Genomic DNA, 20,118 nt, shown 5'->3' with positions numbered 1-20,118 from the left:
GGGAGGTGCCGGGGGACGGCGTCAGGAGTCGGGAGAGCGGAGGACCCGCAGGTGGGCGCGGCGGGCGACCTCCATGGGGTCGGCCTCGCGGCCGTGCGTCGGGCCGGCGCCAGGGGCTCCGGGGCCTCGGTCGTGCGGGCGGGCGGCCTCGCGCACCGCGTTGGCGAGCGCTTCGAGGTCGTCACCGCTGGGTCTGGTGGGGCCGGTGTCCACGGCGAGCCGGACGACCTCCCAGCCGCGCGGCGCGGTGAGGCGTTCCGAGTGCTCCGAGCACAGGTCGTAGCAGTGCGGCTCGGCGTAGGTGGCGAGCGGTCCGAGGACCGCGGTGGAGTCCGCGTAGACGTACGTCAGCGTCGCGACGGCGGGACGGCCGCACGCGGTGCGCGAACAGCGACGTACAGGGCTCACGACGTTGGACGGTACCGCACTCTTGAACGGGCCGCGAAGACTCTCCATGACCTCACTCCACCGTGTCGTCCTCATTCATCTTATGAACCCGGCGGCCAGCCAACCAGCCTGACCTGCGTAAGGCCAGCGATCACGGGATTTCGCCGGGGATGATTCCTGTCACCATTCGATCCCATTGACGTCCGTGTGCGCGCGCTCAGGACGCCAGGAGGCGCCGTCATGTGAACGCCAACATGGCTGGAATGTTCATCCCTTGACAGGGTGCGTCACGCCGCGCAGCCACGTGTACGCGGGCGCCCGGCGGCTACTCTCGTCAGTGATGGACACCCCCGTACCTCCCCCGCCCGGCGCTGGGGGCACGCCCACCGCGCCCCGCGCCGGGGACGCCGCCCGCGGTCCGGCCGACGCCCGGGACGCCGGCGCCGCGTCGGCCGACGCCGGCGGGCCCCGCGCGCGCGGCGGGGCCGCCCGCGCGACGGGCGGCGCCGGGGACGCTCCCGCGCCGACCGGACCGCGCCCGCGGCGCCGGGACCGGCACGGTCGTGGCATGCGCGGGCCGATCGCGCCGCCGCAGGTGCCGCTGTCGATCAGCCGCGCGGACGCCTTCGACGACCTGGTGCACGACTCGGCCGAGCGGCTGGGACGGCGCTGGCCGCAACTGTCCGGCGTCGACTTCGCCGTACGTGAGGTACCGGGCGTCGAGGCGAGCGCCGGCGACGGGCTCGGCCCCGCGGCGTGGAGCGACGACGCCGTGCCGCTCGGCCGGTTCATCGCCGGTGAGGGCGAGCGCCCGGCGCGGATCGTGGTCTTCCGGCGCCCGATCGAGATCCGTACCAAGAGCCGCGACGAGCGCGCGCTGCTCGTGCACGAGGTCGTCGTCGAGCAGGTCGCCGAGCTGTTGGGGCTCGCCCCCGAGTCGGTCGATCCGCGCTACGGGCAGGACTGAACCGCCACCGGTTTCCGCCCCGGAGCCGCCGGCTTCCGCCCCCGAAGCCGTCGGCTTCCGTTCCGAACGCGTCCGCGTCCGAATGGTTTCGGCCATTTCCGAACCTCGTCGCGGGCCACGATCCGCCCGGCCGCGCTTCCCCGCGACCGACCGGTCTCGGCCATCTGGTGGCGTGCCGCGGCCGGGAATCGCCTCCCGGTGCGGGCTCAGTCGTCGTTGAGCAGCGACAGGTCCTGGTTGCCACGCGGCACCGCGACCGTGCCCCGGTCGTCCGGCAGCCCCTGGATGGTGAACATCGGCATCCCGCCCGCCTCCACCTCAAGCAGCCGCGACGCGTACACCGGCCCGCCGTCCAGGCGCTCGACCGTCACCGCGTACGAACCCTTCGCGCCGTCGGGGCGGGGCGGGTCGAGGGCGAGCGTCGTGCCGGCCTTGACGGTGACCTCCCGGCTGGCCGGGCTGCCGCCCTCGCTCCCGGCCGACGAGGTGACCCGCACGGTGGCAGCCTCGTCGGGCGCGGTCAGGGACAGCGTGCTGCCCTTGGACCGGTTGTCGGCGACCGTGCCCCGGCTTTCGATCGGGGCGGAGGCGGGAATGAACGCCGTCTCCTGCTGGTCGCCCTTGCCCCGCGTCACGCGCAGCGCGGCGACGAACGGCGCGGAGCCGCTGCCCTGCGGCGTGAGCACCAGCGAGCCAGGCTCGCCCTTGGTGAGGTCGCCGAGGTCGATCGCGCTGGTCATCCGGGTCTTGACGCTCACCTTCTCGTGGCCGGCGGGGGTGAGGGAGCCCGAGGGGTTGGAGAGCTGGATCTTCAGGTCGGCGTCGCCGGAGCCCGTGGCGTAGGCGACCAGCCGGACCGAGGTGGCGTCCTTCGGGATGCCGGGGAGCACCGCGCGGGTGCCGGGCGGGGCCGCGGCCGGCAGCCAGTCGCTGCCGATGTTGGCGTCCACGGCCTGCACGCTGGCGCCGATGCGTCCGGAGCGCACCGCCGCGTGCAGCGTCACGTTGATGGTCGGCTTGCTGACCAGGGTGGAGAGCAGTACGGGCTTGGTGGAGTGCGGCGGGATGTTGATCGACTCGCCGCTGGGCGCCTCCAGTCGGCCGTTCTCGCCGTACAGCTCCAGGTCGACCACCGCCTGGCTGTTGTCGGGGTTGGTGAGGTGGACGTAGTCCTGCCGGTCCCCCGCCGTGCTCACGCCGGGGAACCAGAAGTCGGTGCCGGGGGCGACGCAGGAGGCGCCGAGCAGGCCGCGCCCGTCGCCCGCGGTCACGGTGGTGGTCTGCTGCACGGTCCAGCCCGGGGCGAGCGCGCCGTCCGCGACGCCGATCAGCGCGGGCGCGTCGGAGCGCGAGGTGTTCTCGGAGACCGGCGTCCCGGGCTTGGTCAGCGGCACCACCGGGTCGCCGGTCAGCGCGTCGCCCTCGCCCCGGTCGCCGTCCCGCGCCTCGCCGTCCCCGCCGCCGTCGTCGGCGGGGTGCGCGGGGAGCAGCTCGGCCGCGCCCTTGCCGCCGCCCTGGCCGGGTGCCTGCGGAGTGTAGGCGGTGTACGTGGTCTCGCCCAGCTCGGACGAGGTGGGCGCGGGGCACACCAGCGCGGAGCGCTCGACCGGCATCCGGGCCGCGGCCGCCGCCCGCTTGCCGCCCGGGCCGGACTTCGCGTCGGAGTCGGAGTCCCCGGTCATCGACGCGAGGCCGGTGATGGCGGCCAGGGCGGTGGCGGCGGCGAGCAGGGACAGGGTGGTGCGGTTCATGCCTGGCTCCCGTCGCGGCGGGGCCCGGGGATGGTGCCGTCGCCGTACGTCGTCTCGTCCTGCCCGGCCGCCCCCGCGCCCGGGTCGGCGGCGTCCGGGTAGGGCTGCTGCCCGTACCCGTAGGGGTCGTAGCCGCCCTGGTAACCGCCGTCGCCACCGCCGTACGGACCGGCCTGGCCCGCCTGGTAGCCGCCGCCCGGGTAGCCGGTCACCTGGTCGCCGGCGGCGGGCTGCCCCTGGTAGCCGGCGTCGACGCCCTGCGTGTAGGGGTCCTGGTAGGGCTGCTGGTACGGCGCGGTGCCGGGTTGGCCGGGCTGCTCGGGGGCGTATCCGGGGCCGCCGTCCCACTGCCGGCCATAACCCGGCTGGTCGAAGCCCTGCTGGTCGAAGCCCTGACGCGGGGCCGCGTACGGGTCGACCAGCGGCGTGCCCTGGACCGGCGTCACGGTCGGGTCGCCGGGCGGGGCGGCCGGGGGTGGCGGGGGGTGCCTGGGGCGCGGGTGCCGACGGGGGGCAAGGGCGGGGCCGGCGGCCCCGAGGTGTCCGGCGGGCCCCAGCCGGGGCCCGCGCCGTCGGGGGCGGGGGCGGCGCCGGGCTCCGGCGCGCCGGGGTGGGGCGTGCCCGCCGCCTCGGCCGCGGCCCGCAGCCGGCGCGCCCGGCGGCCCTCGCCGGCCACGGGCGTCGCCACGTCGCCGTCGCCCGGGCCGGGGGCGCCGGTCGGCGCTCCGGGGGCGGCGGCCGTCGGGGCGGCCGGGGCGTCGGCCGCCGGCAGGTCGTCGTCCATCTCGCGGCGCCGCCCGGGCAGCGCGAGCACGAGCAGCACCACGGCGAGCAGGCCCTGGGCCCACACCCACAGCGTGTGGCTGGTCGGCGTCTCGTACGTGAGGGACAGCCGGCCGCCGGTGGCGGGCAGTTCGAAGCCCTGGGCCCAGCCGTCCACGGTGGTCCGCTTGAGTTCCTGGCCGTCGAGGGTGGCCCGCCAGCCGGGCGCGGCCTCGTCGGCGACGCGCAGCACCCGGCCCTCCGGCCCGTCGGGCACGGTGCCGTGCGCCGAGACGGGGCCGGCCGCGACCGGGACCGGGACGGCCGTCGCGTCGCCCGCGCCGGCGTCGGCCTTCGCGGGCGGCATGACGGCGACCCGGGACACCCGCTGGTCGACGCGCCACAGGGCGCTGCCGTCCTGCTGGCTGAGCCGGGTCAGGCCCGGGGTCGTGTCCAGGACGCGGGCGAACTGGCGCGGGGCGCTGTCGCGGACCAGCACGTAGCGCACGGCGTAGCCGCCGAGTTCGGTGGTCTGGTCGGCTCCCGAGCCGGCGACCAGGTTGGCCACGACGCTGTCGAGCCGCTGGTCGCTACCGGCCTCGGTGGCGGCCTCGGCGTCACCGAGCCGCGCGCCGGAGCCGCGCACCAGGATGTAGTCGACCCGCGCGGCGCTGCCGTCGAGGACCAGGGTGCGGGCCTGGTCGCGGGTGCGGGCCTCCTCGGCGACGAAGGCCGGGACCTGCACCGGGTCGCGCCGTTCCATCGGCCCGTCGGCACCGCCCAGCATCCAGGCGCACGCAGCGATGAGCGGCCCGAGGCCGGCGGCGAGCGCGATGAGCGCGGCCACCGGCTGCCGCCAACCGAAGCTCTGCTCGGCGACGCGGGCCCGGGCGCCCTCGGCGCCCACCAGGCCCGCGCACAGCAGCGCGAGGCCGTAGACCAGGGTCGCCGGACCGGCCCAGTGGTCGCCGCCGGCCAGCGCCGCGAACAGGAAGCCGGTCAGCGCCGCCACCCACGCGGCGCGCACCGCGAGTTGCCGCTCGGAGCGCAGCAGCGCGGCGAGCGCGGCCAGCAGCACGCCGACCATGAGCAGCGCGCCGGGCGCCCCCGGGCCGCCGGGGGTCAGGGTGAGCAGTTCGAGTGCGGAGGCCTCGCCGGTAGCGTGGTCGAGCCCGGCCTCGTCGAACAGCCGCCCCGGGTGCGTGAGTAGCGACAGCGACCAGGGGGCGAGCACCAGCAGCGGGGTGAGCGCGACGGCCAGGAAGCGGGTGCCGTACGCGAGGAGTTGGCCGACCCCGCCACGGGCGCCGCGCAGCACGAGCACGCCGGCGCCGGTGACCATCGCGATCGGCCACACCACCGGCGTGAACGCCATGGTGAAGGTGAGCAGCAGCGCGTACGCCCACACCGCCCGCCAGGAGGGCGCCTGCCGGGCGGCCCCGCCGGCGCCGCGCGGCAGGGTGAGCCCGGCGGCGGCGACGGCGGCGCGCGCCATCAGCGGCAGCAGCACGGCGAGTACGGCGGTGCCGAGCCGCCCGCTGGCCAGCGCGCCCGTGGTGGCGGGCAGGAACGCGTACGCGACGCTGGCCCAGGCGCGCAGCAGCCGGGAGCCGATGAGGGGCCGGGAGGCGAAGTAGGCGCTGAGTCCGGCCAGCGGGACCGAGCAGACCAGGAGCAGGGTGAGGGTGAAGCCGGTGCTGCCGAGGAAGAGGGTGGCCAGCGCGGCGAGGACGGCCAGGTAGGGCGGGCCGGCCTCGGCCGAGCCGACGCCGACGGGCTGCCAGGTGTCGGTGTAGCGGGCCCACAGGTCGCTGACGTCGCCGGGCGCGGGCAGCAGGGCGCCGCCGGCCAGCGAGCCGCCGCCGATCAGGTCGCGGCAGGCGACGAGGGAGATGAGCAGCAGCGCGACGAAGAGCACCGGGCCCGGTTTGCGGGCGACGCGCTTGAGCCGGACGAACTGCTCGACCTCCAGGAAGTCGGCGTCGTCGCCGCCGGGTCCGGACTCGACGGCCCCGTGCCGGCCGCCGGACGCGGTCTCCGGTTCGGAGCGCCCGCCGAGGCCGCTGGCGAGCTGTTCGACGGTGGCCCGGACGGTGGCCCCGGGCGGCGGGAACAGCGGGCGCAGTTCGCTCGCGGCCACCGCGGGCCGGCCACGCGCCCGCCGCGCCGCGAGCACCCGCTCGGGGCGCAGCAGGACGGTGCACAGCCCGGCGAACTCGTCCACGGCCTGCCCGGGGGCCTTGCCCACCAGGTAGCCGAGGGTGCGCAGCAGGGTGCCGAGGACGACGCGCAGGAAGACGTAGGGGAGCAGCGCGCCTCGGGTGTTGGCGAGCAGCGCGTAGACGGCGCCGGTCTTGTCGACGCGGTGCGGCGACGAGGCGCGGGGCGCGAGGCGACGCAGGGCCGAACCCCGCTCGCCGCCGTCGGCGGGGGCGGTGCGGCCGGCGCGGCCCACGCAGTCGATGGGGCGCCGCTCGCGCGCGGCGGCCTCCGCGTGCCGCAGCACGGCGTCGGGGGCGACGAGCACCTGGTGCCCCAGGGCCTGGGCGCGCCAGCACAGGTCCACGTCGTCGCGCATCAGCGGGAGGCGGGCGTCGAAGCCGCCGAGTTCGTCCCACACGTCGCGCCGGATGAGCATGCCGGCGCTGGAGACGGCGAGCACGGGCCGTACCTGGTCGTGCTGGCCCTGGTCCTGTTCGCGGCGCTCAAGGCCGGTCCAGCGGCGCCCGCTGCGGGCGATGCTGACGCCGACTTCGAGCAACTGCCGCTTGTCGTACCAGCTCCGCAGCTTGGGGCCGATGACGGCCGCCCGCGGGCTGGCGTCGGCGACGCGCAGCAACTCGGCCAGGGCGGTGGGTTCGGGGGCGCAGTCGTCGTGCAACAGCCACAGCCACTGCACGGGTTCGCCGTGGGGCAGTTCGGGCATGTCGTACGCGTCGTCGCGCCAGGTGCGGGTGGCCGGGTCCCAGCCGCTGGGTCGCCTGAGGTACGGCAACTGGTCCGGCGTCAGCACCGGGGCCGTGCGCACCGCTTCGTCGACGGCCGTACCGAAGCCGCTGCGGCGCGCGAGGTGCAGGACCCGTTCCTGGCCGAGCGCGTCGGTGAGCAACTGGGCGGAGGCGTCGGCGCTGCCGGTGTCGGCGCCCACCGCGTACTGCACCGGGCGCTCCTGGCCGAACAGGCCGGCGAGCGCGTCCGGCAGCCAGCGGGCTCCGTCGTGGGAGACGAGTACGGCGGTGACCACGTGCCGCGGGAACTCGGGCGTGGCGGACGCCGCGCCCGAGTGGGTGGGCGCGAACTCGGTGGACGCGGCCGGGTAGGAGGCCGCCGGTTGGCTGTGCACGGACATCGAGGTACGGGCCCCGGTTCGCTGGACTGCGGTGGACGCGTGTGCCCCGCTGGGGCGCCGGCGTCTCGGACGGGCCCCCACACTAACGGCTCGGCCGCCCGGCCCCGTCGCGCTGTCCGGGGCGCACCCCCGGCCCGCTCGCCCCGGTCGCGTCGCCGCTCCGCCCGGGCCGCGTCCCGAACCCCGCGCGCCCGGGGCGCGTACCGCCGCGCGTACGGCGCTCGCGCGCGCACGGGGCCACATACGGCCGGGCCGCGCCGGCTGACGAGGCCGCAGAGCCGCACCGGTTCGGAGGCCGGCGCGCGCCCGAGCCCCCACCCCGCTCCCGCCCGCCCCGCCAGCCCGTGGCCCGGATGTGGCCGGGCGCCGCTCGGATACGTTCACATCGCGCACTGCATCGGACACCGACATGTCCCGCCTTGTCCCGACACACCCGGTGCCATCCCCCGTACGCATGTCCGCGCCGTACGAGCCGAGCGCCTAACCGGACCCGACGCGGCGTCAGCGAGCGGCGCGGGCGCGGCCGTCCCGGGCTCGGCGAAGGCGAGCGGGCCCGGCCCCGGCGGCGGGCCAGACCCCGACAGCGGGGCGGGCCCGGCGCGTGCCGGCGTCACCGGCAAGAGCGACGCGCGAGGCACGGACTCATACGGGCGCTCAACGCGACGGTCCGCCTCCCGTGCGCCGTGGCGCCGAGGGCGGACCGTGGGTGAAGCCTCTGTGGGGGGACCAGCCGTTCAGACCGCGGCCTTTTTGAGTCGTCGGCGTTCACGTTCGGACAGACCGCCCCAGATTCCAAAGCGTTCATCATGCGCGAGGGCATATTCGAGGCACTCGGAGCGGACCTCACAGGCGAGGCAGACCTTCTTCGCCTCGCGCGTGGACCCGCCCTTTTCCGGGAAGAACGATTCAGGATCGGTCTGAGCGCACAGTGCGCGCTCCTGCCAGCCGAGCTCCTCGTCCGCCTCTTCGACCAGCAGTTGCTGGAACAACTCGGTCATGTGCGCCCCTCGTCCGTCATTGCGTCGCGTGCCGCCGCCGTGAGCGTGAACGACACGTGTGAAATTACAAGTGTGCCGATCCGAGCCAGTCAAGCCGAGATCTGCTATTGGGCCGCTTATTCACTCTGCGGAACCAAGGGCTCGCAGAAAGTGTTCAAATCAGCCTAAAGCCGGACACATCTACCGCCCCGCCGCGTTCGGCGCACGCTACGGCGCCTTCCCGCCGAAACAGACGCCACGCCTGCCGGTCCCAGTTGCGGTCCACACGCCAAAGCGAACCTGATCACATCCCGCCACCCGCACGGGACAACGATCGCGAGCACCCGACGGCGTCAACGACTGCGGATGCTGCGCCACCTCTCCGGTGACCCGACTGCACAAACCTTTCTCCGGCCGGAGTAACCGGATGAGGTGAAACATTACCCCCAAAATGGACAGCCGGTTGACAGGATCGAGCAGACCCGGTCTCCTTGGTCACATGTCAGTGAGCCCCATGCCCCGGCCGACCCGTGCCTACGGGTTCCGCTGCGCTGTGCAGGCCCGCTGTCGCTGTTCCAGCTGTTGATGCCACCGAGCTCCAGCTTTCCGCTTGCTTCCGCTTGCCTCTGTTTTTCCCTCGTTCCACCGCCGCCGCGTGCGCGCCGGGTCGCCCGACGCCGTGCGCGGGGCTGATCGCACCGCGCGCCACCCGCACTTCTGCCGAGGAACTCCGTACATGAACAGCGACGTCCAGATCGCCGGGGACTGGCTCGACATCCCCCACCTGCTGCCGCCGGTCCCCGCCCACCCGAGCACCGTCTCGGGCTTCGCCCGCCTCGCCCGCACCATCGCCGCCGACCGCGCGAGCTGGGCCCCGCTGGTCGACTACGACGCGACCAGCCGCTGGTACCACCGGCTGCGCACCGGCCCCGGTTACGAGGTCTGGCTGCTGAGCTGGGTCCCCGGCCAGGGCAGCGGGGCGCACGACCACGGTCGCTCCAGCGGCGTCTTCACCGTCCTGCGGGGGCGGTTGACCGAGCGCACCGCGTACGGGCAGCGGACTCTGGGCCCCGGCGCGCAGCACGTGGTCGCGCCCGGCTACGCGCACGACGTCGTCAACGACTCCCTCGAACCCGCCGTCAGCCTGCACGTCTACTTCCCCGGCCTGACGGACATGCCCTTCCACTCCGACCAGCCCGGCCACTCCGCCGCCGGCGAGGCGGCCCTCGCGGCCACCGCGCACGCCCCTGAGCAGCGGTCCACCGCCACGGCGGTGCTCGGAGCCGGCGGCAACTGAGGCCGCCCGCCCGGCGCCGCACCGGACCACGGTGTGCGCCGCGCGACTGACAGACTGTGCCCATGCGCATTGTGGTTCTGGCAGGGGGGATCGGCGGCGCCCGGTTCCTACGCGGTCTCAAGTCGGCGGCGCCCGACGCGGACATCACCGTCATCGGCAACACCGGGGACGACATCCATCTCTTCGGCCTGAAGGTCTGTCCCGACCTGGACACCGTGATGTACACCCTCGGCGGTGGCATCCACGAGGAGCAGGGCTGGGGCCGGGCGGACGAAACCTTCGCGGTCAAGGGCGAGTTGGCGGCGTACGGCGTCGGGCCCGAGTGGTTCGGGCTCGGCGACCGGGACTTCGCGACGCACATCGTCCGGACGCAGATGATCGGCGCGGGCTATCCGCTCAGCGCGGTCACCGAGGCGCTGTGCGCCCGCTGGCAGCCCGGCGTGCGGCTGCTGCCGATGAGCGACGACCGGGTCGAGACGCACGTGCTCATCGACGACCCGGAGGCGGAGGGCGGTCGGCGGGCCGTGCACTTCCAGGAGTACTGGGTGCGGCTGCGGGCCTCGGTGCCCGCGCACGCGGTGGTGCCCGTCGGCGCCGAGCAGTCCAAGCCGGCGCCCGGCGTCCTGGAGGCCATCGCCGCCGCCGACGTCGTGCTCTTCCCGCCGTCCAACCCCATCGTCAGCGTCGGCACCATCCTGGCCGTGCCCGGGATCAGGGAGGCCATCGCGGACGCGGGCGTGCCGGTGGTGGGCCTGTCCCCGATCGTGGGCGACGCGCCGGTGCGGGGCATGGCGGACAAGGTGCTGGCCGCCGTCGGCGTGGAGTCCACGGCCGCCGCCGTCGCCGCGCACTACGGCTCGGGGCTGCTCGACGGCTGGCTGGTGGACACGGTGGACGCGCACGCGACCGCCGAGGTGGAAGCGGCCGGCATCCGCTGCCGGGCCGTGCCGCTGATGATGTCCGACCTGGCCGCCACGGCCCAGATGGCCCGCGAGGCGCTGACCCTGGCCGAGGAGGTGCGGGCGTGAGCGACTCCGTGCCGGCGTCCGACGCGGAGTCGGCTGGGACTGCCGGGCCGGCCGGGCCCGCGGCCTTCCGGGTGTGGGCGCTGCCCGGCATCCCCGAAGTGCGGCCCGGCGACTCGCTCGCCAAGCTGATCGCCGCCGCGGCGATCGGCCCGGACCTGCCAGGGCTCGCCGACGGCGACGTCGTCATCGTCACCTCCAAGATCGTCAGCAAGGCGGAGGGTCGGGTCGTGCGGGCCGACGACCGGGAGGCGGCGATCGACGCCGAGACGGTGCGCGTCGTCGCCCAGCGCGGCGCGCTGCGGATCGTGGAGAACCGCAACGGCTTCGTGATGGCCGCCGCCGGTGTGGACGCCTCCAACACCCCGGCCGGCACCGTGCTGTTGCTGCCCGCCGACCCGGACGCCTCGGCCCGGGCCATCCGCGCGGAGCTGCGCGAGGCGCTCGGCGTCGACGTCGGCGTCGTGATCACCGACACCTTCGGGCGGCCCTGGCGCGCCGGGCTGACGGACGTGGCCATCGGCGCCGCCGGCCTGCGCGTCTTGGACGACCTGCGCGGCGGCACCGACGAGCACGGCAACCCGCTCGCGGTCACCGTCGTGGCCACCGCCGACGAGCTGGCCGCCGCCGGCGACCTCGTCAAGGGCAAGGCCAGCGGCTGCCCCGTCGCGGTGCTGCGCGGGCTGCCGCGCCTGGTGGGCGAGGCCGCCGACCCGACCGAGGTCGGGGCGCGGGCCCTGGTGCGCTCCGCGACCGACGACATGTTCCGGCTCGGCACGTCGGAGGCCGTACGGGAGGCGGTGACGCTGCGGCGTACGGTGCGCGAGTTCACCGACGCGCCGGTGGACGGGGCGGCGGTGCGGCGCGCGGTCGCCGCCGCGGTCACCGCGCCCGCCCCGCACCACACCACGCCCTGGCGGTTCGTGCTGCTGGAGAGCGCCGAGGCGCGTACCGAACTGCTCGACGCGATGCGCGAGGCGTGGATCGCCGACCTGCGGGCCGACGGTTTCGGCGAGGAGAGCATCGCCAGGCGGATACGCCGCGGGGACGTGCTGCGCCGCGCCCCGTACCTGGTCGTACCGTGCCTGGTCGCGGACGGCGCGCACGACTACCCGGACGAGCGGCGGGCCACCGCCGAGCGCGAGATGTTCGTGGTCGCGGCCGGCGCGGGTGTGCAGAACCTGCTGGTCGCGCTGGCCGGCGAGGGGTTCGGCTCGGCCTGGGTCTCCTCCACGATGTTCTGCCGCGACGTGGTGCGCGGCGTGCTGGAGCTGCCGGCGAACTGGGACCCGCTGGGCGCGGTGGCCGTCGGCCGCCCGGCCACCCCGCCCGTGCCGCGCCCGCCCCGCGAGGCGTCGGCCTTCATCGAGGTGCGCTAACGGCGCGGGGCGCGGGCCGGCGACGACCGGCCCGCACCGCGCGCCGTACCGGGGCGGGCGCGGCTCACAGGGCCCGGATGTCGCCCGGTGAGAAGCGCGGCGCGCGGCGCGGCGGGACGACGCCGGCGAGCAGGATCAGCCGACAGGCGCGGTAGCGCTGGTCGGCGTACGGGGCGAGCAGTTCCAGCATGGTGGCGTCGTCGGTGCCGCGCCGGCCGGTGAGGGCGTAGCCGACGATGCGGGGCAGGTGGAGGTCGCCGACGGTGACCGCGTCCGGGGCGCCGTTGCTGCGCTGGAGCACCTCGGCCGCCGTCCAGGGGCCGATGCCGGGCACGGCCTGGAGCCGGGCCATGGCCCGCGGCAGCTCCATCGACGCCGCCTCTTCGAGCCGGCCGGCCACCCGGGCGGCGCGTACGACCGTGTCCGACCGCTTGCCGTCCACGCCGGCCCGGTGCCACTCCCAGGACGGGATCAGCGCCCAGCCGCGCGCGTCGGGCATCACCCGCAGCCGCGTCTCCGGGCCCGGCGCGGGCTCGCCGTGCCGCCACAGCAGCAGCCGCCAGGCGCGGTACGCCTCGTCGCTGGTGACCTTCTGCTCCAGGATCGAGGGCACCAGCGACTCCAGCACCAGGCCGGTGCGGATCAGCCGCAGGCCCGGGTGGCGGCGGTGCGCCTCGTGCACCAGGCGGTGGCGCGGGCGGAAGCGGTCCGGGTCGTCGTCGGCGCCGAGCAGGGCGGGCAACCGGTCGAGCAGCCAGTCGGCGCCCTCGCCCCACGCCCGCGCCTCGATGGCGCCGCCGTGGCGCGCGAGGCGGATCGTGCCGGGGCCCTGCGGCGTGCGCGAGGCCCGCCAGACCGCCCCGTCGGCGGCCACCCGGAACGCCGGATCGCCCGGCCCCCGGCGCAGCACGCCGAGGTTGCGCACCAGGTCGTACGGGCCTGGCGGGACCCAGGTGCGGGTGGCGGACATCTGGCCAGGGTACGTGGGCGGGCCCGGCGACCGGGCCACTGGCCCGGTGCCTTCGCCGGCGCCTCCTCCCGTCCCGGCTACTGGTCGGAGGAGAAGCGCACCGCGCCGGTGGGGATGGCCACGTCGCACCAGACCCGCATGCCGTCGCGCAGTTCGTTGTCGGCGCCCACCGAGGCGCCGTCGCCGATGACCGCGCCGTCCAGGATGGTGCGGGCCCCGATCCGGGCGCCCGCGCCGATCAGCGAGTCGCGCACCCGCGCGCCCTCGCCGACGACCGCGCCGGCGAGCACGGTGCTGCCCTCGACCCGGGCGCCCGCGCCGATCCGGGCGTCGGCGCCGATCACGGTCCCGCCGGTCAGCTTCGCGTCCTCGGCGACCTGCGCCCCCGCGAGCACCAGCCGGTCCCCGCGGCGCCCGGGCAGGGCCGGCGAGGGGGCGCGGCCGAGCACGAGGTCGGCCGAGCCGCGGACGAACGCCTGCGGGGTGCCGAGGTCGAGCCAGTACGTGGAGTCCACCAGGCCCTGGAGGTGCGCGCCGGCGGCCAGCAGCCCGGGGAAGGTCTCGCGCTCCACGGAGACGGGCCGGCCGGCGGGTATGGAGTCGATCACCGAGCGGTTGAAGACGTAGGCGCCCGCGTTGATCTGGTCGGTGACGATCTCCTCGGGGGTCTGCGGCTTCTCCAGGAAGGCCGTGACCCGCCCGGTCGCGTCGGTGGGCACCAGGCCGTACGCGCGCGGGTCGCTGACCCGGGTCAGGTGCAGCGAGACGTCGGCGCCGGTGCGCTGGTGGGTCTCGACCAGGGAGTTGATGTCGAGCCCGGTGAGGATGTCGCCGTTGAAGATCAGCACCGGGTCGTTCGGCCCTGAACGCAGCCGCGAGGCCACGTTGCGGATGGCGCCGCCGGTGCCGAGCGGCTCCCGCTCGGTCACGTACTCCAGGTGCAGCCCCAGCTGTGAGCCGTCGCCGAAGTAGGGCTCGAAGACCTCGGCGAGGTAGGACGTCGCGAGTACGACGTGCTCGACGCCCGCGGCGCGGGCGCGGGCCAGCTGGTGCGCGAGGAAGGGCACGCCCGCCGCCGGGACCATGGGCTTGGGCGTGTGGACGGTCAGCGGGCGCAGCCGAGTGCCCTTGCCGCCGACGAGGAGGATCGCTTCTGTCACCTGGTCGTCTCTGCTTCCTGCGGGGCGCTTCGCTGCGGGCTGGCTCGCCCCCGGGCCGGTGGGCCCGGGGGAGGTCGGCGGCCAGTGTATGCAGAGGTCGCGGCCCGGTTCGCGCCGGTCAGCCGAGACGGCTCGGGGTGGGCGGCACCGGGGGCGTCAGCGCCCCTGGAGCCTGGCCGCGACGTAGCGGGCCGCTCCGAGCTGGCGGTAGAGCTGCGTTCCCGGGCAGTCGGTGGTGAAGCCGTCCCGGTGCCCGGAGATCACCTTGAGCCGCACGGTGACGCCCTTGCGGTACTTGTTGCTGCCGCCGGAGACCAGGTAGGTGCTGCCGGCCGGGTTGCGGCCGTGCAGGCCGAGCTTCCACGCGGTGAGCTTGGCCACGGCGCGTACCGCCGCTTTCGGGGGCGTGGAGCGGGAGTAGGTGCCCAGGACGGCGATGCCGGTGCTGTTGGAGTTGAAGCCGAGGGTGTGGGCGCCGAGCACCGGCTTGCCGGGGCCGCCGGCGCGGCCCTCGTAGATGTTGCCGCACTTGTCGACGAGGAAGTTGTAGCCCAGGTCCCGCCAACCGCTGCTCTTGACGTGGTAGCGGTAGATGCTGCGGATGACCGAGGGCGCCTGGGCGCAGCGGTAGTTGTTGCCCGTGGCGCTGTGGTGCACGAAGGCGGCCTTGACGGTCCTGGTGTAGCCGAGCTGTCGTTCGCGCAGCCGCTCGTCCGCGCTCCAGCCCTTGCGCAGGATGATGCGGGGCCGTGGGGCGAGGTACCGGCGCTTCCCGTCGCGCTGGGCCTCCGCCTGCTCGTCGGTCTCGGCCGGGAGGACGAGGTCGGCGGCGGCGCTGCGGGTCTGGTCGAGCACCAGGTTGTCGGTCGTCGCCTCGGCCGTGGACTGGTCGGGCTGGTCGGGCTGGTCCGGCTGTTGCCCGGGCTGGTCGGGCTGCTGGTCGGGCGCCTGCGGCTCGGCGGGGTCGGCCGCGTCGCCGTTCTGGTCACCGTACTGGTCGCTGAGCTGGTCGCCGTTCCGGTCACCGTGTTGGTCGCTGTGCTGATCGCCGTGCTGGTCACTGTGCTGGGCCGCGGGGCCGTCGGCGGGGCCGGCCTTGGTGGCGGGGTCGGCCGGGCCCGCGGTCTGGGCCGTGGCCGCCGGCCGCGGGTCGCCGGGGTGCACCAGTTCCAGGCGCAGGCCGCTGGGCAGCGGCCCGGCGGCGTGTCGGTCGGTCGGCGCGAGCGGGCGGTCGGGCGCGGGCCGCGCGTGCGGCCGGACCCGGAGCTGCACGCCGTCCGAGTCGCCGACCCACAGCGGGGCGGTGGCGCCGCGCACCCGACCGGCGCGCCGGTCGGCCGCGTCGAGGTCGGGGGCGTCGTCGCCGTGCGTCTCGACGTCCTGCCAGCCCGACCAGCGGTCGGTGCCGGCGGCCCGGGTGCGCACCTGCACCTGGCCGTGCAGGTCGGCCCGCGCGTCGTCCCAGACGACGCCGACGAGGGAGAAGGGCCGCACCTTCCGGGCCGTGATGCCGTACTCGGGCTCCACGTTGGCGCGTTCGGGGCTCGACGCCGGCCGAGCCAGCGGGGACAGCGGCAGCGACTGGGTGCTGCCGGGCAGTGCCGCGCTGGCGGGCGCGGCGTGGGGCGCGGCGGTGTGGGGGGCGGCTATGGCCCCCTGGCCGGGGGTCAGCGGGAGGGCCAGGGCGGCCGTGCACGCGACGCCGACCGCGGAAGCTAGGGTTGCACGCATACCGAAATGCTGGACATCTCGGACATATCTGTCTATTCGAAAGATGACGGTCGGTAGTCGGGAACGCCCGCCACCGCCCCTGGCACCGCCCCGGGTTGACTGCCCGCCAGCCCGCCCGGCGCGTACCCTTGCGGCGATGAACGCCACCGATCGCACCCCCGCCGACCTGCTGCAATCCGCACTCGCCGCGGACCCGGCGCGCCCCCTCGTGACCTTCTACGACGACGCCACGGGCGAGCGCGTCGAACTGTCCGTGGCCACCTTCGCCAATTGGGTGGCGAAGACCGCCAACCTGCTCCAGGGCGACCTCGGCGCCGAGCCCGGCGACCGGCTCGCGCTGCTGCTGCCCGCGCACTGGCAGAGCGCGGTGTGGCTGCTGGCCTGCTCCTCCACCGGAGTGGTGGCCGAGGTCGGGGGCGACCCGGCCGCCGCCGACCTGGTGGTCAGCGGCCCGGAGACGCTGGACGCGGCGCGCGCCTGCTCCGGGGAGCGCGTCGCGCTGAGCCTGCGCCCGCTGGGCGCGCGCTTCCCGCAGGTGCCGCAGGGGTTCATCGACTACGCGGTGGAAGTGCCGGCGCAGGGCGACCGGTTCGCCCCCTTCGCCCCGGTGGACCCGACGGCCCCGGCGCTCACGGTGGGCGCCGACGGCCCCGCGCTGTCCGGGGTCGAGGTCGTCGAGCGGGCCCGGGCCGACGCCGCGCGGCGCGGCCTGGAACCCGGCGCGCGCCTGCTGTCGAGCCTGCCGTACGACACCTGGGACGGCCTGTCCGCCGGGCTGCTGGCGCCGCTGGCCGCGGGCGGCTCCGTGGTGCTGTGCCGCAACCTGGACCGGCTCAGCCCCGCCGAGGTCGACCAGCGCCGGGCGTCCGAGCGCGTCACGGCGATGGCCACCGCGCCGGCGAGCTGAGCCGCCGGTCCGGGCGCGCGGCGGGGCCGCCGGCCCGAGTGGGCGGCGGGGCCCCCGGTCCCGCCGTCGGGGCGCTCCGGGTAGCCCGTCCGGCGCACCGTGGGGCCGGACCGCAGGCCGGGGCGGGCCGTGGGGGCGATGATCGTCGTGACGCACCACCACGCGCGGGGCCGACGCGTTCGCTCCAGTGACCGGTCGCCCCACGCGCCGCGGACTCCGCGGGGGCCAAGGCCCGCGGGGGAAGGACCCCGACGTGAGCGAGCGCCCCACCGACCCGGAAGCAGACGAGCCACCGCCGTCCGGCCCGCCGGCGCCGCGCCAGCGCCGTTGGCTGCGCTGGACGGCGGTGACCGCCTCCGTCCTGGTGCTGCTCGTGGCCGGCGCGGGTTGGATGCTGTACGAGCGCCTCAACGGCAACATCACCACCGACCGCGACACGGCGGAGCTGCTGCGCAAGTACGAGGCCGAGCGGCCGACGGTGCTGGTCAAGGGCGCCCAGAACATCCTGCTCATCGGCAGCGACGACCGCGGCGGACCCAACGGCAGGTACGGCCGCGACCGGGGCACCCAGCGCTCGGACACCGCGATCGTGCTGCACCTGTCCCGCGCCCGGGACCGCGCCACCGCGGTGAGCATCCCGCGCGACCTGATGGTGCGCATCCCGCACTGCGAGCGGCCCGGCGGCAAGCGGCAACGGGCGACGTTCGGGCAGTTCAACTACGCGTTCGAGAAGGCGGGGGCGGCCTGCACGATCCGTACCGTCGAGCAGCTCACCGGCGTGCGGATCGACCACCACATGATCGTGGACTTCGAGGGCTTCAAGCGGCTGGTCGACGCGGTGGGCGGGGTCCAGGTGTGCCTCGCGGCGCCGATGCGGGACGCGAAGGCGCGGGTGGACCTGCCGGCCGGACGCCAGATGCTGGATGGCGAACAGGCGCTCGGCTTCGTACGGGCCCGCTACACGCTCGGCAACGGCAGCGACACCCAGCGGATCGCGCGCCAGCAGGCGTTCATGAGTTCCCTGGTACGCAAGGTGCAGGGCAGCGGGGTGTTGCTCAACCCGACGAAGCTGTACCCGGTCCTCGACGCGGCCACCTCCGCCCTGACCACGGACCCCGGCCTGGACTCGTTGCGAGATCTGTACAACCTGGTGCGCGGTGTAAGGGACATTCCGTCGGACAAGGTGGATTTCCTCACCGTGCCGCGCCGCGCCTTCCGGCACAACGCCGCGCGCGACGAACTCGTACAGCCGGACGCCGACCGGCTCTTTGCCCAACTACGAGAAGACCGTCCGGTGACACCCCGGCGAAGCACGGTCGAAGCGGCCGACAACGCCGGCGGGAAGAACGGCACGAAGGCCGACAAAACCGACAGTGTGCCCGGCGGGACACCGCCCGGCGCCGCCTCCCCCGGACCCTCGCCGACCGCACGTGGGCTGTGTGAGAAGAGAAGGTGAAAAACTCCGCCGGACCGTGTCACGGCGCCGAATGGATTGGGCAAATTGCCCAGTTGTAGGAACGCGCGAACGGACACCGGCGTCGCTGCCGAATGAAGTTGGCGGATAGTGTGAGCGATCCGGAGCGCTGGACCAGGCTTTTCCGCGCCCTGCAGCAGACGATTGACCGCGCGCCGAGGGGGAGGCGCTGCGTGGCACCGACGGAGGACACAGACGACCGTGGACGCGCAAGGCCATGGGCAGGCGGGCGATTTCGACCCCGCTGACCAGTGGGTATTCAATCCGAGCACCGGCAGCTACGAGCTGCGGCTGGACACCACCGCGGACACCTCGGAGCCGCCCGCGTCCGCACCCGCACCCGGCGGCAGGGCCGCGGCCAGGGAGGCCGCCCGTCGTCGCGCCGTCCCCGAGCAGCGCGGGCGCCGCGCCGCGCCGCGCGGCGGCCGGGATGCCAAGGGCGCGGCCGGTGGCGTGCCGCAGCAGTCGGGGCCCGTCAGCCGCCGCAAGCCCAAGCCGAAGAAGTCCAAGACCAAGAAGGTCCTGCTCTGGGGCGGCGGGACGATGGCGTTCCTGCTGGTGGGCGGCTCGGCCGCGGCGTACTTCGTCTACCAGCACCTCAACGGCAACATCAAGAAGGTCGACGTCGGCGAGAACAACCCCGCCGTCATCGACGGGCCGGTCAACATATTGGTGATCGGCACCGACACGCGCTCCGGCAAGGGCAACGGGAACTACGGCGACAAGGACAGCGTGGGCCACGCGGACACCACGATCCTCTTCCACGTCTCCGAGGACCGTTCGAACGCCACCGCGCTGAGCATTCCGCGCGACCTGATCACCGACGTCCCGGACTGCACCGTCAAACAGGAGGACGGCTCCCGCAAGACCATCCCCGGCGAGCGTCAGGTGCGGTTCAACGCCAGCCTCGGCCAGGACGGGCGCGACCCCGGCTGCACCTGGAACACCGTCGAGAAGCTGACCGGCCTCGAGGTGGACCACTTCATGATGGCCGACTTCAACGCGGTCAAGACGCTGTCGTCGGCGGTGGGCGGCGTCGAGGTGTGTCTGGCCCGCGACATCGACGACCCGAAGTCGAAGCTGAAGCTGAGCGCGGGACGGCACAAGATCCAGGGCGAGGACGCGCTCGCCTTCGTCCGGACCCGGCACGGCGTCGGCTTCGAGAGCGACCTGGACCGCATCAAGCTCCAGCAGCAGTTCCTGAGTTCGATGATCCGCGAGATGAAGTCGGGCGGCACCTTCTCCAACCCGAAGAAGATGTGGAAGCTCAGCAATGCCGCCACCGACGCCCTCACCGTCGACACGGGCATTGGGAGCGTAAAAAAGCTGATGGATCTCGGTAAGGACCTGAGCAAGGTCGACATCAAGAACATCACCTTCGCGACAGTGCCGGTCTTCGACAACACCGATCAGGTGACCGTGCTGTTGGACAAACCCAAGGCGGAGCCGCTGTTCGCCATGGTCCGCCAGGACGTGTCGCTGACCGAGGTCAAGAAGAAGGAAAAGGCCGCCAAGAGCAAGGAGGCCGCCCGGCTGAAGGGAACCAAGGCCGATCCCGCGAACGTTCGGGTGAAGGTGCTGAACGGCAGCGGCAAGCTGGGGGCGGCACAGGAGACGGTGACCTGGATGCAGAACGAAGAGGGGATAATTCACAGCACCAACGGCCAGAACGCGCCGTCGGACATCAAGAAGACCACCTTGGAGTACGCGCCCAACCAGGCCGACCAGGCCCGACGGCTCGCCGACAGCATGGGTCTGCCGGGGTCCGCGCTCAAGCCGGGCACGGTGGAGGCCGACCCCATGGCGGAGATGACGTTGACACTGGGCGAGGACTACAAGGGCAAGGGCGTTCCGATCACCGCCCCGCGCAAGGCACCGGAGGGTGTCCAGCGCATAGGGGCGGACGATAAGAACGTCTGCGCGAAGTAACCTGCGATTCGCCCGCCCCATCAGGCCGGCAGCACGACCGAGTAGGGGAGGCC

At 74.8% G+C, this 20,118-nt stretch carries 14 protein-coding genes and 1 pseudogene; 7 read left to right on the top strand and 8 right to left on the bottom strand.

Going from position 1 to position 20,118, the window contains the following annotated elements; genetic code table 11:
* Window positions 1–21: 21 nt before the first annotated feature.
* Window positions 22–456, bottom strand: a complete 435-nt coding sequence (locus OYE22_RS21540; RefSeq protein WP_277321940.1) for a DUF3499 domain-containing protein — start codon at window positions 454–456, stop codon at window positions 22–24.
* Between the two features lie 463 nt (window positions 457–919).
* On the opposite strand from OYE22_RS21540, the pseudogene OYE22_RS21535 reads away from it, so the two are divergent.
* Window positions 920–1,354 (top strand): annotated as a pseudogene (locus OYE22_RS21535) (metallopeptidase family protein); the annotation flags it as partial.
* A 206-nt stretch (window positions 1,355–1,560) separates the two neighbouring features.
* Here OYE22_RS21535 and OYE22_RS21530 read toward each other — a convergent pair.
* The 4 genes from OYE22_RS21530 to OYE22_RS21515 all read right to left on the bottom strand — a co-directional run bounded on the left by OYE22_RS21530 (window position 1,561) and on the right by OYE22_RS21515 (window position 8,214).
* The gene (locus tag OYE22_RS21530) at window positions 1,561–3,105 is read right to left on the bottom strand and encodes a DUF5719 family protein (protein WP_277321939.1); all 1,545 of its coding nucleotides are present in this window, start codon (window positions 3,103–3,105) and stop codon (window positions 1,561–1,563) included.
* A complete protein-coding gene (locus OYE22_RS21525; RefSeq protein WP_277321938.1) occupies window positions 3,102–3,551 on the bottom strand; it encodes a hypothetical protein in 450 nt (149 codons plus the stop codon). Before OYE22_RS21525 ends, OYE22_RS21530 begins: the two co-directional genes overlap by 4 nt.
* Window positions 3,548–7,216, bottom strand: coding sequence for a glycosyltransferase family 2 protein (locus OYE22_RS21520; RefSeq protein WP_277321937.1), 3,669 nt, complete (start codon window positions 7,214–7,216; stop codon window positions 3,548–3,550). Before OYE22_RS21520 ends, OYE22_RS21525 begins: the two co-directional genes overlap by 4 nt.
* A gap of 734 nt (window positions 7,217–7,950) precedes the next feature.
* Window positions 7,951–8,214, bottom strand: coding sequence for a WhiB family transcriptional regulator (locus tag OYE22_RS21515; RefSeq protein WP_176161945.1), 264 nt, complete (start codon window positions 8,212–8,214; stop codon window positions 7,951–7,953).
* Between the two features lie 715 nt (window positions 8,215–8,929).
* Between OYE22_RS21515 and OYE22_RS21510 the strand changes: the two genes are divergently transcribed.
* The 3 genes from OYE22_RS21510 (at window position 8,930) to OYE22_RS21500 (ending at window position 11,894) form a co-directional block, all read left to right on the top strand.
* Window positions 8,930–9,490 carry a cysteine dioxygenase family protein gene (locus tag OYE22_RS21510; protein ID WP_277321936.1) on the top strand — a complete coding sequence of 187 codons (561 nt, stop codon included), beginning with the start codon at window positions 8,930–8,932 and terminating at the stop codon, window positions 9,488–9,490.
* 62 nt (window positions 9,491–9,552) lie between these two features.
* Window positions 9,553–10,518, top strand: a complete 966-nt coding sequence (gene cofD / locus OYE22_RS21505) for a 2-phospho-L-lactate transferase (RefSeq protein ID WP_277321935.1) — start codon at window positions 9,553–9,555, stop codon at window positions 10,516–10,518.
* Between the two features lie 8 nt (window positions 10,519–10,526).
* Window positions 10,527–11,894 (top strand): coenzyme F420-0:L-glutamate ligase, encoded by a 1,368-nt coding sequence (locus tag OYE22_RS21500; protein WP_277324251.1) that lies wholly within the window; start codon window positions 10,527–10,529, stop codon window positions 11,892–11,894.
* Window positions 11,895–11,958: 64 nt separating this feature from the next.
* Here OYE22_RS21500 and OYE22_RS21495 read toward each other — a convergent pair whose 3' ends face one another.
* The 3 genes from OYE22_RS21495 to OYE22_RS21485 form a co-directional block, all read right to left on the bottom strand.
* Window positions 11,959–12,864, bottom strand: a complete 906-nt coding sequence (locus tag OYE22_RS21495; protein WP_277321934.1) for a DNA-3-methyladenine glycosylase 2 family protein — start codon at window positions 12,862–12,864, stop codon at window positions 11,959–11,961.
* 77 nt (window positions 12,865–12,941) lie between these two features.
* Window positions 12,942–14,024, bottom strand: coding sequence for an NDP-sugar synthase (locus OYE22_RS21490; protein WP_277321933.1), 1,083 nt, complete (start codon window positions 14,022–14,024; stop codon window positions 12,942–12,944).
* 156 nt (window positions 14,025–14,180) lie between these two features.
* Window positions 14,181–15,755, bottom strand: coding sequence for a peptidoglycan recognition protein (locus tag OYE22_RS21485; RefSeq protein ID WP_277321932.1), 1,575 nt, complete (start codon window positions 15,753–15,755; stop codon window positions 14,181–14,183).
* A 136-nt stretch (window positions 15,756–15,891) separates the two neighbouring features.
* On the opposite strand from OYE22_RS21485, the gene OYE22_RS21480 reads away from it, so the two are divergent.
* The 3 genes from OYE22_RS21480 (at window position 15,892) to OYE22_RS21470 (ending at window position 20,065) form a co-directional block, all read left to right on the top strand.
* Window positions 15,892–16,662 (top strand): TIGR03089 family protein, encoded by a 771-nt coding sequence (locus tag OYE22_RS21480; protein ID WP_277321931.1) that lies wholly within the window; start codon window positions 15,892–15,894, stop codon window positions 16,660–16,662.
* Window positions 16,663–16,915: 253 nt separating this feature from the next.
* Window positions 16,916–18,118, top strand: coding sequence for an LCP family protein (locus tag OYE22_RS21475; protein WP_277321930.1), 1,203 nt, complete (start codon window positions 16,916–16,918; stop codon window positions 18,116–18,118).
* Between the two features lie 219 nt (window positions 18,119–18,337).
* Window positions 18,338–20,065 carry an LCP family protein gene (locus OYE22_RS21470; protein WP_277321929.1) on the top strand — a complete coding sequence of 576 codons (1,728 nt, stop codon included), beginning with the start codon at window positions 18,338–18,340 and terminating at the stop codon, window positions 20,063–20,065.
* Window positions 20,066–20,118 lie beyond the last annotated feature (53 nt).

Source organism: Streptomyces sp. 71268, from assembly GCF_029392895.1.
Classification (GTDB): domain Bacteria; phylum Actinomycetota; class Actinomycetes; order Streptomycetales; family Streptomycetaceae; genus Streptomyces.
Note: the sequence above shows the minus strand (reverse complement) of the source record. Positions and strands in the feature narration are given on the sequence as shown.

What these genes read in the sequence shown, in the direction of transcription:
- OYE22_RS21520 (WP_277321937.1), bottom strand. Translation starts at nt 7,216, where the DNA reads ATGTCCGTGCACAGCCAACCGGCGGCCTCCTACCCGGCCGCGTCCACC.
- cofD (WP_277321935.1), top strand. Translation starts at nt 9,553, where the DNA reads ATGCGCATTGTGGTTCTGGCAGGGGGGATCGGCGGCGCCCGGTTCCTA.
- OYE22_RS21530 (WP_277321939.1), bottom strand. Translation starts at nt 3,105, where the DNA reads ATGAACCGCACCACCCTGTCCCTGCTCGCCGCCGCCACCGCCCTGGCC.
- OYE22_RS21495 (WP_277321934.1), bottom strand. Translation starts at nt 12,864, where the DNA reads ATGTCCGCCACCCGCACCTGGGTCCCGCCAGGCCCGTACGACCTGGTG.
- OYE22_RS21540 (WP_277321940.1), bottom strand. Translation starts at nt 456, where the DNA reads ATGGAGAGTCTTCGCGGCCCGTTCAAGAGTGCGGTACCGTCCAACGTC.
- OYE22_RS21515 (WP_176161945.1), bottom strand. Translation starts at nt 8,214, where the DNA reads ATGACCGAGTTGTTCCAGCAACTGCTGGTCGAAGAGGCGGACGAGGAG.
- OYE22_RS21510 (WP_277321936.1), top strand. Translation starts at nt 8,930, where the DNA reads ATGAACAGCGACGTCCAGATCGCCGGGGACTGGCTCGACATCCCCCAC.
- OYE22_RS21485 (WP_277321932.1), bottom strand. Translation starts at nt 15,755, where the DNA reads ATGCGTGCAACCCTAGCTTCCGCGGTCGGCGTCGCGTGCACGGCCGCC.
- OYE22_RS21480 (WP_277321931.1), top strand. Translation starts at nt 15,892, where the DNA reads ATGAACGCCACCGATCGCACCCCCGCCGACCTGCTGCAATCCGCACTC.